Raw genomic sequence first — 15,335 nt, forward strand, 5'->3', positions numbered from 1 at the left:
TCTCTCAATAGCAGTGTGAAATAACGTAATTGAGCAAGCTGCAATGAGTATTCACTATTACTCCATTATCGATTACTCGCCGCACCTCTTGATTATGGAGTTCAATATGCAAGCTTATTTCGACCAACTCGATCGCGTTCGCTACGAAGGCCCAAAATCCACCAATCCTTTAGCATTTCGTCATTACAACCCGGATGAGCTGGTACTCGGTAAGCGCATGGAAGATCACCTGCGTTTCGCTGCCTGCTACTGGCACACCTTCTGCTGGAATGGCGCGGATATGTTTGGTGTCGGCTCGTTTGACCGCCCATGGCAGCAGCCTGGCGAAGCGCTGGAACTGGCGAAGCGCAAAGCCGATGTGGCATTCGAGTTTTTCCACAAGCTGAACGTCCCGTACTACTGCTTCCACGATGTGGACGTCTCTCCTGAAGGGGCCTCGCTGAAAGAATATCTGAACAACTTTGCGCAGATGGTGGAATATCTGGGTGAGAAGCAGCAGAAAAGTGGCGTGAAGCTGCTGTGGGGGACGGCGAACTGCTTTACGAACCCGCGCTATGGTGCCGGTGCGGCGACTAACCCTGATCCTGAAGTGTTCAGCTGGGCTGCCACTCAGGTGGTGACGGCTATGAACGCCACCCATCAGCTGGGCGGTGAAAACTACGTGCTGTGGGGCGGTCGCGAAGGCTATGAAACCCTGCTCAACACCGACCTGCGTCAGGAGCGTGAGCAGATTGGCCGTTTCATGCAGATGGTGGTCGATCACAAACACAAAATCGGGTTCCGTGGCACCTTGCTGATTGAGCCGAAGCCGCAGGAGCCAACCAAGCACCAGTACGATTACGACGTGGCGACGGTCTACGGCTTCCTCAAACAATTTGGTCTGGAAAAAGAGATCAAAGTGAATATCGAAGCCAACCACGCCACGCTGGCGGGGCACTCTTTCCATCATGAAATTGCCTCTGCTATCGCGCTGGGCATCTTTGGCTCTGTCGATGCTAACCGTGGCGATCCGCAGCTCGGCTGGGACACCGACCAGTTCCCAATTAGCGTGGAAGAGAATGCGCTGGTGATGTACGAAATCATCAAAGCAGGCGGCTTTACCACCGGCGGCCTGAACTTTGACGCCAAAGTACGCCGTCAGAGTACCGATAAGTACGATCTGTTCTACGGCCATATCGGCGCGATGGACACCATGGCGCTGGCGCTGAAAGTGGCGGCCCGCATGATTGAAGACGGTGAACTGGATAAACGCGTTGCGAAGCGCTATTCCGGCTGGAACAGTGAACTCGGCCAGCAAATTTTGAAAGGGCAGTTATCCCTTGCCGAGATCGCGAAGTACGCTGAACAACATAGCCTGGCGCCGAGCCATCAGAGCGGCCACCAGGAACTGCTGGAAAACCTGGTCAATCACTATTTGTTCGATAAATAGTCAGTGTCGCCGGGCGGCGCTGAGCCTGCCCGGCCTACGGAAAATATTGGTATTGTAGGTCCGGTACGCTTCGCGCCACCGGGCGTTTCTGTTAAAGGAGTCACCGCAATGTATATCGGGGTTGATCTTGGCACATCGGGTGTGAAAGCCATCCTGTTAAACGAGCAGGGCGACGTACTGGCCTCACATACTGAGAAGCTGCACGTTTCGCGCCCACATCCCCTATGGTCAGAACAAGACCCCGAACAGTGGTGGCAGGCGACGGATCGCGTGATCAAAGCGCTGGGAGAACTCCACAGTCTGCGTGAGGTAAAAGCGCTGGGGATTGCCGGGCAGATGCACGGCGCCACGCTGCTGGATAGCGCACACCGTGTGCTGCGCCCGGCGATTTTGTGGAATGACGGCCGCTGCGCCGAAGAGTGCGCCATCCTCGAAGAACGGGTGCCGACGTCACGGCAAATTACCGGTAACCTGATGATGCCAGGCTTTACGGCTCCGAAGCTGCTGTGGGTCCAACGCCATGAGCCGGACGTTTTTAAGCAGGTGGCGAAGGTCTTACTGCCAAAAGATTATCTGCGTTTTCGCATGACGGGTGATTTCGCCAGCGACATGTCGGACGCCGCAGGGACGATGTGGCTCGATGTCGCCAAACGCGACTGGAACGAGGCGATGCTGGATGCCTGCCAGCTGACACGCGATCACATGCCTGCGCTCTTCGAAGGCAGTGAAATTACCGGCGTGCTGAATCCTTCGATTGCGGAAAGCTGGAATATGCCTGCCGTGCCGGTAGTGGCGGGCGGTGGCGATAATGCGGCGGGGGCGGTGGGCGTGGGAATGGTGGATGCCGGACAGGCAATGCTGTCGTTAGGCACTTCGGGCGTCTATTTTGCCGTCAGCGACGGGTATCGCAGCAATCAGGAAAGCGCCGTACACAGTTTCTGCCATGCGTTGCCGGGGAAATGGCATCTGATGTCGGTGATGCTCAGTGCCGCGTCATGCCTTGACTGGGCGGCAAATCTAACGGGGCTTAAGGACGTTCCGGCGCTGATCGCGGCGGCCCAGCAAGCCAATGAGGATGCCGGTGCCGTGTGGTTTTTACCCTATCTTTCCGGTGAGCGCACACCGCACAACAACCCAGAGGCGAAAGGCGTGTTCTTTGGTCTAACGCATCAGCATGGCCCAGCTGAACTGGCGCGTGCGGTGCTGGAGGGCGTTGGCTATGCGCTGGCAGACGGGATGGATGTGGTTCACGACTGCGGCCTTAAACCGACCAGCATTACCCTCATCGGCGGAGGCGCGAGAAGTAGCTACTGGCGGCAGATGCTGGCGGATATCAGTGGCTTGCAGCTTGATTACCGCACCGGTGGCGACGTTGGGCCTGCACTGGGCGCAGCCCGTCTGGCGCAGATTGCGCTGAACCCGGACCAACCGCTTTCGCAGCTACTTCCGCAGCTCACGCTTGAGCAGGAACATAAGCCGGATGCGGCGCGTCATAGCCGCTACGCCGAACGGCGCGAAGTGTTCCGCAAAATCTATCAGCAGCTCTTGCCGTTAATGTCGTAAGGCAACGTTGTCCCAATGGAACATGAGGATGTCCTTTTTTGGTCTTCTCGTGGAGCCGTCTCCTCGTCAGTATAGGGTTATACCCACTGGCGAGGAGAATCACCATGTCGCGCACCGCATTACTCAATATCGATACTCAGCAGTCGTTCCATCATCGTGAATACTGGCAGGAAGAGGGTTTTGAGGCATTTCAACAGGCCATGCTGGGGCTGATTGAAGGCTGTGAATCGCGCGATATCCCCGTTGTGGATATCTTCCATGTCGACGATACCGGGCCGTTCTCACTGCAAAGCGGTTATGTCACTCCGATGTCCTTTTTACGTCATCAGCCTGCGGTCGTTTTCCAGAAGCATGTGCATAATGCCTTCACCGATACGGGCCTTGACCACTGGTTGCGCGAACGGGATATTAATCGTCTGATCATCTGTGGTCTGCGTACGGAACAGTGCTGCGAAACCACCGCGCGAGTGGCCTCGGATTTGGGCTATGCGGTGACCTTCGTCAGTGAAGCGACGCTGACCTTCCCGATGACCTGGAAGGGCACTACGCTCGATACCCACGAGCTGCGCCATCGTACCGAAACGGTACTGGCCGGGCGTTTTGCAGAAATTAAAACTGTGGCGGAGACGCTGGAGTCGCTCTGATGAGTATCGACGTCTGGTTTGTGATGTTGCCGGGAGTGCTGGCGCTGGATATGTCCGGCCCGGCAGAAACCTTTGTGCTGGCAGGCGATGCGTTTCGCCTGCACTACATCGGCCCGCAGCCGGAGGTCCCCACCTCGATTGGCCTGACGATGGGCGGAATTGCGCCTCTTCCCGAGACGCTGCCCGAGGGCAGTTTGCTGGTTTTACCGGGCGTGAGTGATTCGCGCCATCAGTTTTCGACGCCTCAGGCACAGAGCGTTCAGCACTGGCTGATGCGCCTGCAACCCGAGATTCACCGTCAGGCCATCACCGTTATGTGCGTTTGCTCCGGAGCACTGCTGGCGGCGACGTCGGGTTTACTCAACGGCAAGCAGTGCACAACGCATCACGATGTTATCGGGCGTCTTCGCGACGCGGCCCCCGGTGCGCTAATCAAAGAGAATCGTATTTTTGTGCAGGACGGTAACATCTGGACCAGTGCCGGGATCACCTCAGGGATTGATCTCGCTCTGCACCTGATGAGCCGCCTGTGTGGGCCGGAAAAGGCGCTGGCCGTCGCCCGTGAAATGGTGGTGTGGTTCCGACGTTCGGGCGACGATCCGCAGCTCTCGCCGTGGTTGCGTTATCGCAATCATCTGCACCCGGCCATCCATCGCGCGCAGGATGCGCTGACCGCCGAACCGCAAAAAGGCTGGCAACTGGCCGATATTGCGGCTCTGGCGCATGTCAGCCCCCGGCATTTGACACGTCTTTTTCAGGAACATCTGGGGATCAGCGTGCGCGATTATCTGGAGCAGCTGCGGCTGGCGATTGCACAGCAGTGGCTGTTGCAGGGGCGCGGCGTGGAGCAGGCGTCCATCGCCGCAGGGTTTTCATCTCCACGCCAGTTTCACCGGGCAAAGCAGCGTGCAATCAGCTGACAAACCGGCGCGTGTCCACGCGCTGCAACAGCATCGACAGCAGCAGGCTGATGAGCAACGTCGCGGTGAAAATCCAGACGATATCCAGCAACGGCCAGCTTTTCAGCTCAAGTCCCCGCGTGCGCAGGGCGTGGATCACCAGTGCGTGAAAGCCATAAATCCCGAGGGAGTGGCGTGAAATCAGCCCCAGTACCGGAAGCGGGCGCGCGTTCAGGGTGTTTTTGACCAGCGTCAGCAGCGAAACGGCGCAGATAAAGACCATCGGGCCGCAATATACATACCAGGTATCGGCAAAATTCCCGCGCCAGCGCAGCTCATAGAGGGTTCCGCGTGAGATCACGAACACCGCCCCGATGAACAGCGCGGCGCAAAGCCACGTCAGCCAGGGCTTGCGCGTATCCAGCATACCGATTGCCCGCCCGAGCATTCCATAAATCACGTAGTAAAACGTGTCGCCGTTAATATAGAGATTGATCGGCAGCCATTCGAAGCCGCCTATTTTCTGCGAGACGGTATTAGGGTTGGCGAGCAGGCCAATCACCACCATCAGCGCCAGTAGCATCTTCCCGCCGACGTTTTTGACCTGAATCAGCGGGGAGACCAGATAAATTACGATGATGGCGAAGAAAAACCACAGATGGTAGAAAACGGGTTTTTGCAGCAAATTCTTCAGCGACAGTTCGGCGTTTATCGACGTAAACAGGCTGATATAAAGCAACGCCACGGCGCTGTAAAACAGCAGACACAGGCCAATGCGCAGGAAGTGGCGCGGTTGTGCGCTGCGCTCACCGAAAAACAGATAACCGGAAATCATGAAAAACAGCGGGACGCTGACGCGCGATGCCGAGTTGAGGATATTGGCGATATCCCAGTTCATTGGGCTGATGCTGTGGGCATTGGTGATGTACCAGGTCGTGGTATGAATCATCAAGACCATCAAACAGGCTATCCCTCGCAAATTATCAATCCAGCTAATTTTTGACTGCATCAGTTCCTCTGTGTTGGTGGTAAATACGGTCTGACTGTCATTGTGTGCTAGCCTCTCACTGGATAATTCTGAGTTTGCCTGGGCGCGCTTGAACGAAAGTCGCGAGATTCGCAGAATGCCGGGCCATAATCTATAAAGTTTTAATACTAAAAATAACAGCCAGAAAATAGGGCGGTAATAAAAATGATGATCACGCGCGCTGCGTCACTGATTCTGCTGGTTTTACTTGCAGGGTGCAGCTCACAGGAAGACGCTCCGGTACAGCGGGCGCAGAAAAGCAAAGTCAGCCCGGAACGTTCGTTAAATATGGAGCAGCTGTGTAAGGATCAGGCCGCCCATCGCTATAATACCGGCACTCAGAAAATTGATGTGACAGGCTTTGAGCAATTTCAGGGCAGCTATGAGATGCGCGGGTCTACGGCACGTAAAGAGGGCTTTGTCTGCTCTTTTGACGCAGACGGGCAGTTTTTGCATCTCTCAATGCGCTAAGCGCCTTATTTCCCCAATTTTCCCTAAACAAACCCGTTTCGTACTGTATATCTTGCAGTCAGCGGGTATACTGATCCCTTCCATTTAAAACCACACGTATCCAGCACGAAATACTATGCAAAAGTTTGATACCAAGACCTTCCAGGGCCTGATCCTGACGTTACAGGATTACTGGGCTCGTCAGGGCTGCACCATTGTTCAACCTTTGGACATGGAAGTTGGCGCCGGCACTTCACACCCGATGACTAGCCTGCGTGCGCTGGGGCCTGAACCTATGGCAACCGCGTATGTGCAACCATCCCGTCGTCCGACCGATGGCCGCTATGGCGAAAACCCGAACCGCTTACAGCACTATTACCAGTTCCAGGTGGTGATTAAGCCTTCTCCGGATAATATCCAGGAGCTGTACCTCGGTTCCCTGAAAGAGCTGGGCGTGGATCCAACCATTCATGACATTCGCTTCGTGGAAGATAACTGGGAAAACCCAACGCTGGGTGCCTGGGGTCTGGGCTGGGAAGTGTGGCTGAACGGCATGGAAGTGACGCAGTTCACTTACTTCCAGCAGGTTGGCGGTCTTGAGTGTAAGCCAATCACCGGTGAGATCACCTACGGTCTGGAACGTCTGGCCATGTACATTCAGGGCGTAGACAGCGTTTACGACCTGGTCTGGAGCGACGGCCCGCTGGGTAAAACCACCTACGGCGACGTGTTCCATCAGAACGAAGTGGAGCAATCCACCTATAACTTCGAATACGCGGATGTGGACTTCCTGTTCACCTGCTTCGAGCAGTACGAGAAAGAAGCGCAGCAGCTGCTGGCGCTGGAAACTCCGCTGCCGCTGCCAGCCTACGAGCGTATTCTGAAGGCCGCCCATAGCTTTAACCTGCTCGACGCCCGTAAAGCCATCTCCGTGACTGAACGTCAGCGCTATATTTTGCGCATTCGCACGCTGACCAAAGCCGTTGCAGAAGCTTACTACGCGTCCCGTGAAGCCCTTGGCTTCCCGATGTGCAATCGAAATAAATAAGAGGCGGCCATGTCTGAGAATACTTTCCTGGTGGAAATCGGCACTGAAGAGCTGCCACCAAAAGCCCTGCGCAGCCTGGCGGAATCCTTCGCTGCAAATGTCACGGCTGAGCTGGATAACGCTGGCCTGGCGCACGGTAAAATCGAATGGTTTGCGGCTCCACGCCGTCTGGCGCTGAAAGTTGCAAATCTCGCAGCCTCCCAGCCAGACCGCGAAGTCGAAAAACGCGGCCCGGCCATTTCCCAGGCGTTTGACGCGGAAGGCAAACCGAGCAAAGCCGCCGAAGGCTGGGCACGTGGTTGCGGTATCACCGTTGACCAGGCTGAGCGTCTGGCGACCGACAAAGGTGAATGGCTGCTGTATCGCGCCCATGTGAAAGGCGAAAGCGCAGAAGCGCTGCTGCCAAACATGATTGCCACGTCGCTGGCTAAACTGCCAATCCCGAAACTGATGCGCTGGGGTGCGAGCGACGTGCACTTTGTGCGTCCGGTTCACACCGTGACCCTGCTGCTGGGCGATAAGCTGATCCCTGCGACAATCCTGGGTATTCAGTCCGATCGCGTGATCCGTGGCCATCGCTTTATGGGCGAGCCTGAGTTCACCATCGAGCATGCCGATCAGTATCCGCAGATCCTGCTGGAACGCGGCAAAGTCATTGCCGATTACGAGCAGCGTAAAGCCAAAATCAAAGCAGACGCGGAAGAAGCGGCACGCAAAATCGGTGGCAATGCCGATCTGAGCGAAAGCCTGCTGGAAGAAGTGACCTCGCTGGTGGAATGGCCAGTGGTCCTGACGGCGAAGTTCGAAGAGAAATTCCTCGCCGTTCCGGCTGAAGCGCTGGTTTACACCATGAAGGGTGACCAGAAGTACTTCCCGGTTTACGCGGCGGACGGCAAACTGCTGCCAAACTTTATCTTTGTGGCGAATATTGAGTCGAAAGATCCGAGCCAGATTATCTCCGGTAACGAGAAAGTGGTTCGTCCACGTCTGGCGGATGCTGAGTTCTTCTTCAATAGCGACCGTAAAAAACGTCTGGAAGATCACCTGCCGCGCCTGCAAACCGTTCTGTTCCAGCAACAGCTCGGCACGCTGCGCGACAAAACCGATCGTATCGCGGAGCTGTCTGGCTGGATCGCCCGTGAAATCGGTGCTGATGTTAACCACGCGACTCGCGCGGGGCTGCTCTCCAAGTGCGACCTGATGACCAATATGGTGTTCGAATTTACCGACACCCAGGGTGTGATGGGCATGCACTACGCACGTCATGACGGCGAAGCGGAAGATGTCGCAGTTGCGCTGAATGAGCAGTATCAGCCACGCTTTGCGGGCGATGAACTGCCGTCTAATCCGGTGGCCTGTGCCGTCGCGATTGCCGATAAAATGGATACCCTTGCGGGGATCTTTGGTATCGGTCAGCATCCAAAAGGCGACAAAGACCCGTTTGCACTGCGTCGTGCGGCGCTCGGCGTGCTGCGTATCATCGTTGAGAAGAACCTGAATCTGGATCTGCAGACGCTGACTGAAGAAGCGGTACGTCTGTATGGCAACAAGCTGACCAACGCCAAAGTAGTGGATGACGTTATCGACTTTATGCTGGGCCGTTTCCGCGCCTGGTATCAGGACGAAGGCTACACCGTCGATACCATTCAGGCCGTTCTGGCACGCCGTCCAACGCGTCCGGCAGATTTTGATGCACGCATGAAGGCGGTTTCGCACTTCCGTACGCTGGAAGCCGCGTCTGCGCTGGCTGCGGCTAACAAGCGTGTTTCCAATATTCTGGCGAAGTCCGATGAACCGCTTACCGAACGTGTCAACGCTGCGACCTTGAAAGAGCCAGAAGAGATCGCACTGGCGATGCAGGTTGTGGTATTGCGCGACAAGCTGGAGCCGTTCTTCGCGGAAGGCCGCTACCAGGAAGCACTGGTGGAACTGGCAGAACTGCGTGACGTGATCGATGCCTTCTTCGAAAAAGTGATGGTGAACGTTGAGGATAAAGAGCTGCGTATTAACCGCCTCTCGATGCTCGAAAAACTGCGTGAACTGTTCCTGCGCGTGGCGGATATTTCGCTGCTGCAGTAATCGGTTATCGATATAAAAAAACCCGCTGAAAGGCGGGTTTTTTATTTTCTGAACCTGTTCTCTTTTAAAGAATATATGATCTGTCAGACACTATTCAGTGTGAGAAAGAGTAATATAATGTTGCTCATTTAATTGGCTCAGGGAATGTTGCCAGATAAGGACATCAACATATGAGTAATACCGTTTATTTAAGGATGAAAGGCGAACGTCAGGGTGAAATATCTTCAGGCTGCGGAACAGAAAAATCCATTGGTAATCGCTACCAGTATCAACATCGGGATGAAATTCTTGTTTACCAGCTTGCCTCCAGTATGACGAGCACCGCATATGGCATGAACCACCCGGGTCTGCGCTTTACTAAACCGATAGATAAAAGCACGCCATTACTGACGACCGCGATTAATGAGAATGAAAAGCTGCAGCTGATCTTCGATTTTTATCGCACCAATCGCTATGGGCGACAGGAGAAATACTATCAGATAGAACTCCGTGGGGCATCTGTTCAGGGGATTATGCATTCTATAAATCCTGGTGTTCTCGATAGTGAAAATATCACTGTGAGTTATGAATATATTCGCAGCAAACATCTTAGCGCTAACACGGAATACAGTGATCTGATCCTACCGGATAACTATAAACAGCTGTTTCCGCCGAATGAAAAGCCGCAGCCAGAAATACGTCATATTATTTTGACACTGGGCGTCTTTTTTGATGGAACCGGTAATAATGCCGTGAACACGCAGAATATGTTAGCTGCCTGTACCGCTGCCCATTTCGAACTCTCCGATCCGGATGCTGAAATTATTCTGGCACGTACTGCCGAGGAAAAGATGGGCATTTCAGGTACCAGCGCTACCAGCTATATCGGGGGCTATACAAATATTCACTGGTTAAATACGTTGTACAAAACGGATATCCCCATTGATACAGGGCAAGTGCAGGCAGCAATTTATGTGGAAGGGATTGGTACCGAAGCGGGCAAACCGGACAGTATGCTTGGCCTGACCTTAGGCGTGGCGGATACCGGGGTGATTGCGAAGACTGACCTTGCGGTGAAGCAGATTGCGGGGGCGATAAATAGGTTTTTTGACGAAATCGGAAAAGTTGTCTCCCTACCTTCACTTAAGGTCACAGAACTGAGGTTTGATATCTTTGGTTTTAGCCGTGGAGCCGCCGCCGCACGCCATTTTGCCAACCGTATTCAGGATAAAGACAGAGTGATCGCCAATGCCATTCGCTACGGAATGGGGGAGGTGAATTATGTCGGTGCGCCAGCCGGGAAAACGCGTTTCATCGGCATTTTCGATACTGTCGCCGCCATCGGCACGCCACAGAACGGCCTGAACCCGCATACGGCGAATACCGGCGAGGTCAATATCATGCTGCGTCCTGGCGTGGCGGAGAAAGTCTTTCATATCACGGCACAGAACGAATGCCGCTTTAACTTTGCGCTGAACAGTGTCCAGCCCGCGTGGCCTGAACTGGCGCTGCCCGGCGCTCACTCCGATATCGGCGGAGGTTATTTGCCAGTGGTGCGCGAAAATATCTTCCTTACACGCCCCGAGGGTGAAACGGTGCCACTCAACACACCTCCTCAAAAGTCGCGGGCGTACCGTCATGCCGTAGCACAATTGTCCGTACTTGAGGCTTCCGCAGTAGTGGCCCCGCTTATCCGCACCAACGAAATTAGCGCGGATGTGTGGGAAGACGAGCGAATGCCAGCCCATCATATCGAGGGGATGCAAAAACGGGCATTTGCGGCGCTGACCATGAAGCAAAGACTGGTGAAGAACGACTGGTCCAAAGTGGTGCTACGGGTCATGCTCGATGCGGCGCAGGAGGCGGGAGTCATGTTTGAAAATATTCCAGATGATAATGACGATCTAAGTCTTACCTCAGAGCTTCTCAAACTTTCCGGGAAGACGATCATGATGGGAAAAAGAACTCGAGCGGGAATAACTCCTCCACTGTTTACCCAGCAAGAGATTGAGCTTATTGCACAAGATTATATCCACTGCTCGGCAAACTGGAACAGCATTACGCTCGACTCACACAGGAAGATTTATGGTGGTATGTCACCCTCGCAGATAATTGGTTTTGTAAATCGTCCTGATGAGGGATGGAAACGGACAACCTATGACATGGATGGCAATAAAAAATGAAACTGGGCAAACGGTTCTTTCTTTCACTCTTACTTGTAGTTGCAGGCTGCCACTCAGCCGGATCTATCACCCCGGAAGAAACCGGTGAGATGCCTTATGGGCTATGGGAGTTTGCATTTTTTACGCCGAAAGCACTTCCGGCCCTCGTGACATATGTCGGCATTATCGATGATAAAAATATTCTCTACTCATTCAGAACGCTGGACAGTACCCAGGATAGCTACCTGACCGTCGGCACATGGAATGACAAGGTCGGACGGCATGGGCAATTTAACAAAGCCCGTCATCCGCCTGTAGCCATGCTTTTTTGTTGGGATTCCAGTATTGATAAAAAAACCTATGAGACGCGTATTATTTTTCCAGCATTCATGAGGGAAAAAATGAGGATATCTACAGGGATAGACCGCTTAGGAGAAAGGGCTTGGTACAACACCATCCTGTTTGGTCTGGCTCCCGAGGGTAAGGTCAAAGTCTGGTTACAAAACAGTGGCGGGGGAGACAACCTGTCGGTAGAGCCTAAAAAAATCACAACGCTGTCAGGCGACAAACTGGATGGTTGCAAAGGCATTACCAAACATTCAAAAGGATATCGGTATTCGAAGACAACGCAGGAATTTATCAAAGGCAAAACCTATCCTTACGGCAACTGGTGAGGCTGGAAACTCACGTTTAACACCATGGATGGCAATAAATGAAATCTGGCAAACGGTTCTTTCTTTCACTCTTACTTGCAGTTGCAGGCTGCCACTCGGCTGGATATATAACCCCGGAAGAAACCGGTGAAATGCCTTATGGGCTATGGGGATTTGTGTTTTTTACACCAAAAGCACTTCCAGCACGAGTGACGTATGTTGGCATTATTGATGAAAAAAAGGTCCTTTACTCCTTTAGGACTCTTGACCAAATTAATGGAGATTATTCAAGCATCAGGAAATGGGATAACCGCTACATGAATTTCGCGCAATTTAACAAAGCACGCCATCCACCGGTGGCCATGCTGTTTTGTTGGGATTCGATTATCGATAAAAAAACCTATGAGACGCATATTATTTTCCCGGCGTCTATGAGGGAACAAATGAACACCTCAACTGGCCTCGACTGGCTTGGTAAAGAGGCCTGGTACAGCACCATCCTGTTTGGTCTGGCTCCCGAGGGGAAGGTCAAAGTCTGGTTGCAAAATAGCGGAGGGGGCGACAACCTGCCGGTCGAACCAAAAAAAATCACGACCCTCTCTGGGGATAAGCTGGATGGATGCAAGGGGAGCACTCTGGCGAATTTCGACTACGAAATCCCTGATGGATATCCTGAAGAAACTAAAGACTTCATCAAAGACAAAACCTACCCATATGGCAACTGGTGAGACTGTGAACTCACGCTTAACACCATGGATGGCAATAAATGAAATCTGGCAAACGGTTCTTTCTTTCACTCTTACTTGCAGTTGCAGGTTGCCACTCGGCTGGATATATAACCCCGGAAGAAACCGGTGAAATGCCTTATGGAATGTGGGAATTTGCGTTTTTTACGCCGAAAGCGCTTCCGGCTTTTGTCAATTATGTTGGCATTATTGATGACAAAGACATCCTCTACTCATTCAGAACCCTGGACAGTACTCAGGATAGCTACCTGACCATTGGGAAATGGAATAATAAGGTCGGACGGCATGGTCAATTTAATAAAGCTCGTCATCCACCTGTGGCTATGTTGTTTTGCTGGGATTCGATTATTGATAAAAAAACCTATGAGACGCGTATCATTTTCCCTGCGTCCATGAGGGAAAAAATGAGCATTGCGACAGGGATAGACCGTTTAGGACAAAAGGCCTGGTACAACACTATTCTGTTTGGCCTGGCACCAGAGGGGAAGGTCAAAGTCTGGTTGCAAAACAGTGGCGGGGGAGACAACCTGCCGGTAGAACCTAAAAAAATCACAACGCTGTCAGGCGATAAACTGGAGGGATGTAAAGGGATAAGTCGGCTTGATATGTCTTACAAAATTCCGGAGGGATATGATCAGGAGACAAAAGACTTCATCAAAGACAAAACCTACCCTTACGGCAACTGGTGAGGCTGTGAACTCACGTTTAACTCCTTGGATGGCAATAAATGAAATTTGGCAAACGGTTCTTTCTTTCACTCTTTCTTGCTGTTGCAGGTTGCCAATCGGCTGGATCTCTAACCCCGGAAGAAACCGGTTAATCACTGCCTAACTTTTAACCTTGAAACCTTGGCCCGAATGCGGCTATCCTTTGTCGCGACGAACCCCTCGTCATTTCTGGAGCACATAACGAAAAATGAACAATCACGACTGATGAATTTCGATCCTTGCTAAACGCTTGTGCGTCGGTAGGGGATGTTTTGATTTCATTCAGGAGTGCTTATGGCTCATTTTTGTGCGCAATCCCCCTCTTTTATTTTGCATCAGGTCACCTGTCAGTTTGCGACGGGCGATACCCTTTTTGGTCCGCTGAATTTAGCGCTGGAACCGTCGCTTTGTGCGCTGGTCGGGCGTAACGGCAGCGGCAAAACACGCCTTTTACGCCTGCTGGCTGGGCTGGACTTACCGACAAGTGGTCATATCAAGCGTCGCGGGTCGCATGTTTACGTCGCGCAGCAGCATGATATTTCTGCGCAGACCACCCTGGCCGAACTGCTTGGCTACGACGACATCTTCGCGGCACGCCGACGCATCGACAGCGGTGACTATCAGCCGGACGATCTGGAACGTCTCGACGGTTACTGGGACTTAGCGGAACGGTTAACCGCGGCGTTTCTCACGGCCAATCTTCCTCCTTTTGATCCCGAAAACCTCGCGTCTTCCCTTAGCGGCGGCGAACGCGTGCGGGCTTTGCTTTGCGGCGCTTTTACAGCTAATGCCGATTATCTGCTGCTTGATGAGCCGACGAACCACCTCGACAGACAGGGGCGTGAATGGTTTTACGCCCAGCTCGCACGTTGTGGCTGCGGCGTGATGGTCGCGACTCACGATCGTGAATTACTGGCGCAGGTGCCGCGCATTCTGGAGCTTAGCGGTACCGGGCTGCGCGTTTATGGCGGCAATTACGATGACTATCAACGCCAGCGGGATGCCGAACAGCAGGCGGCGCGTGCGGCGCTGGACCATGCTGCCACGGAGCGCAAACGCACCCGCGCCCGTATGCACAAAGAGCATGACGCCAGTCAGCGGCGGTCGGCGCAAACGCTGCGCACGGTCGATTCCATGAACATCGCCTCCTTTGAACGGATTAAATACAAAATGGCGGCGAAAGAGCGGCCCGGTACGTGGCGCAAGCAGCATCATGAACAAACTGACGCTCTGAATACCGCGGTAAAACAGGCACGTGAGCGGGTGGAGGAAGAGAATCCGGTGATGTTTACCCTGCCGGGCAGCCGCATTGCCGAGGGTAAACAGGCGATCGTCCTGCAGGAGCTGGTTCTTCCGTACGTGAACATGCCCCCTGTTAACTGGCGCATGGACGGGCCAATGCGCGTGGCGCTACGCGGGCCAAACGGCTGCGGGAAATCGACATTATTGAAGATTATTCTCGGTGAGCTGGAACCTGTTTCAGGAACCTGTCGCGTGTCGGTGCAAAGTGCGTATCTCGATCAGCACCTGTCGCAGCTGGATCTTACACAGTCCGTCATGACGCATCTCAATCTGCATGACACGCCGCTGGAAGAGGGCGTGCTGCGTAGTCGTCTGGCGCAGCTTCAACTGGGTGCGGATAAAGTCTCCCTGCCGCTGAGGGAGCTGAGCGGCGGCGAGCGTCTGAAAGCGGCGTTGGCGTGCGTCCTTTGGCGGGAAGAGGCTACCCAACTGCTGCTGCTGGATGAACCGACGAACCATCTGGATTTGGCCTCTGTACAGGCGATTGAAGCGGCGCTGGCCGGTTTTCCCGGTGCGCTGCTGGTGGTGTCCCACGATCAGGCTTTCCTTAATGGACTCCAGCTGACCCATGAGATGGTGTGGGATGAGAAAGGATGGCGTTGTGAACGGCTCTAGAATACAAACCCCCGCAATTGCGGGGGCGATAA

The 15,335-nt window shown here is 53.6% G+C and carries 13 protein-coding genes; 12 read left to right on the top strand and 1 reads right to left on the bottom strand.

All coding sequences use genetic code 11. The features are described 5' to 3' along the window. Positions 1–106 precede the first annotated feature (106 nt). From xylA to ACB496_RS00795, 4 genes are all read left to right on the top strand, one after another. Positions 107–1,429, top strand: coding sequence for a xylose isomerase (gene xylA / locus ACB496_RS00780; protein WP_102105140.1), 1,323 nt, complete (start codon positions 107–109; stop codon positions 1,427–1,429). A 108-nt stretch (positions 1,430–1,537) separates the two neighbouring features. Beyond that, entirely contained in the window at positions 1,538–2,992 is a 1,455-nt protein-coding gene (gene xylB, locus ACB496_RS00785; RefSeq protein ID WP_371974025.1) for a xylulokinase, read from the top strand. Positions 2,993–3,096: 104 nt separating this feature from the next. Continuing rightward, positions 3,097–3,636 (top strand): isochorismatase family protein, encoded by a 540-nt coding sequence (locus tag ACB496_RS00790; protein ID WP_371974027.1) that lies wholly within the window; start codon positions 3,097–3,099, stop codon positions 3,634–3,636. Beyond that, positions 3,636–4,556 (top strand): GlxA family transcriptional regulator, encoded by a 921-nt coding sequence (locus ACB496_RS00795; RefSeq protein ID WP_181827141.1) that lies wholly within the window; start codon positions 3,636–3,638, stop codon positions 4,554–4,556. The genes ACB496_RS00790 and ACB496_RS00795 overlap by 1 nt, the downstream gene beginning before the upstream one ends. Here the strand turns inward: ACB496_RS00795 and ACB496_RS00800 are convergent. Next, entirely contained in the window at positions 4,549–5,544 is a 996-nt protein-coding gene (locus ACB496_RS00800) for an acyltransferase (RefSeq protein WP_371974029.1), read from the bottom strand. The two genes, ACB496_RS00795 and ACB496_RS00800, sit on opposite strands and share 8 nt — an antisense overlap. Positions 5,545–5,727: 183 nt before the next feature. Here ACB496_RS00800 and ACB496_RS00805 point away from each other — a divergent pair, with 183 nt between their 5' ends. The 8 genes from ACB496_RS00805 to ACB496_RS00840 all read left to right on the top strand — a co-directional run bounded on the left by ACB496_RS00805 (position 5,728) and on the right by ACB496_RS00840 (position 15,303). Then, positions 5,728–6,033, top strand: a complete 306-nt coding sequence (locus ACB496_RS00805; protein WP_100778137.1) for a YsaB family lipoprotein — start codon at positions 5,728–5,730, stop codon at positions 6,031–6,033. A 115-nt stretch (positions 6,034–6,148) separates the two neighbouring features. After that, positions 6,149–7,060 carry a glycine--tRNA ligase subunit alpha gene (gene glyQ / locus ACB496_RS00810; protein ID WP_011915428.1) on the top strand — a complete coding sequence of 304 codons (912 nt, stop codon included), beginning with the start codon at positions 6,149–6,151 and terminating at the stop codon, positions 7,058–7,060. 9 nt (positions 7,061–7,069) lie between these two features. After that, on the top strand, positions 7,070–9,139 hold the full coding sequence (gene glyS / locus ACB496_RS00815) for a glycine--tRNA ligase subunit beta (protein ID WP_371974032.1): 2,070 nt from the start codon (positions 7,070–7,072) through the stop codon (positions 9,137–9,139). A gap of 170 nt (positions 9,140–9,309) precedes the next feature. Next, a complete protein-coding gene (gene tssD, locus ACB496_RS00820; protein WP_371974034.1) occupies positions 9,310–11,301 on the top strand; it encodes a type VI secretion system tube protein TssD in 1,992 nt (663 codons plus the stop codon). Beyond that, complete coding sequence (locus ACB496_RS00825) at positions 11,298–11,954, top strand: DUF2931 family protein (RefSeq protein WP_371974036.1); 657 nt, start codon at positions 11,298–11,300, stop codon at positions 11,952–11,954. The genes tssD and ACB496_RS00825 overlap by 4 nt, the downstream gene beginning before the upstream one ends. 38 nt (positions 11,955–11,992) lie before the next feature. Further along, entirely contained in the window at positions 11,993–12,661 is a 669-nt protein-coding gene (locus tag ACB496_RS00830; protein ID WP_371974038.1) for a DUF2931 family protein, read from the top strand. 38 nt (positions 12,662–12,699) lie between these two features. Beyond that, on the top strand, positions 12,700–13,368 hold the full coding sequence (locus ACB496_RS00835; protein WP_371974040.1) for a DUF2931 family protein: 669 nt from the start codon (positions 12,700–12,702) through the stop codon (positions 13,366–13,368). A gap of 312 nt (positions 13,369–13,680) precedes the next feature. After that, positions 13,681–15,303 (top strand): ATP-binding cassette domain-containing protein, encoded by a 1,623-nt coding sequence (locus ACB496_RS00840; RefSeq protein ID WP_371974042.1) that lies wholly within the window; start codon positions 13,681–13,683, stop codon positions 15,301–15,303. Positions 15,304–15,335: the final 32 nt, after the last annotated feature.

This window comes from Lelliottia nimipressuralis, assembly GCF_041464075.1.
Classification (GTDB): Bacteria; Pseudomonadota; Gammaproteobacteria; order Enterobacterales; family Enterobacteriaceae; genus Enterobacter; species Enterobacter nimipressuralis.

What these genes read in the sequence shown, in the direction of transcription:
- xylB (WP_371974025.1), top strand. Translation starts at nt 1,538, where the DNA reads ATGTATATCGGGGTTGATCTTGGCACATCGGGTGTGAAAGCCATCCTG.
- ACB496_RS00800 (WP_371974029.1), bottom strand. Translation starts at nt 5,544, where the DNA reads ATGCAGTCAAAAATTAGCTGGATTGATAATTTGCGAGGGATAGCCTGT.
- xylA (WP_102105140.1), top strand. Translation starts at nt 107, where the DNA reads ATGCAAGCTTATTTCGACCAACTCGATCGCGTTCGCTACGAAGGCCCA.
- glyS (WP_371974032.1), top strand. Translation starts at nt 7,070, where the DNA reads ATGTCTGAGAATACTTTCCTGGTGGAAATCGGCACTGAAGAGCTGCCA.
- ACB496_RS00835 (WP_371974040.1), top strand. Translation starts at nt 12,700, where the DNA reads ATGAAATCTGGCAAACGGTTCTTTCTTTCACTCTTACTTGCAGTTGCA.
- ACB496_RS00825 (WP_371974036.1), top strand. Translation starts at nt 11,298, where the DNA reads ATGAAACTGGGCAAACGGTTCTTTCTTTCACTCTTACTTGTAGTTGCA.
- glyQ (WP_011915428.1), top strand. Translation starts at nt 6,149, where the DNA reads ATGCAAAAGTTTGATACCAAGACCTTCCAGGGCCTGATCCTGACGTTA.
- ACB496_RS00795 (WP_181827141.1), top strand. Translation starts at nt 3,636, where the DNA reads ATGAGTATCGACGTCTGGTTTGTGATGTTGCCGGGAGTGCTGGCGCTG.
- tssD (WP_371974034.1), top strand. Translation starts at nt 9,310, where the DNA reads ATGAGTAATACCGTTTATTTAAGGATGAAAGGCGAACGTCAGGGTGAA.
- ACB496_RS00830 (WP_371974038.1), top strand. Translation starts at nt 11,993, where the DNA reads ATGAAATCTGGCAAACGGTTCTTTCTTTCACTCTTACTTGCAGTTGCA.
- ACB496_RS00805 (WP_100778137.1), top strand. Translation starts at nt 5,728, where the DNA reads ATGATGATCACGCGCGCTGCGTCACTGATTCTGCTGGTTTTACTTGCA.
- ACB496_RS00790 (WP_371974027.1), top strand. Translation starts at nt 3,097, where the DNA reads ATGTCGCGCACCGCATTACTCAATATCGATACTCAGCAGTCGTTCCAT.
- ACB496_RS00840 (WP_371974042.1), top strand. Translation starts at nt 13,681, where the DNA reads ATGGCTCATTTTTGTGCGCAATCCCCCTCTTTTATTTTGCATCAGGTC.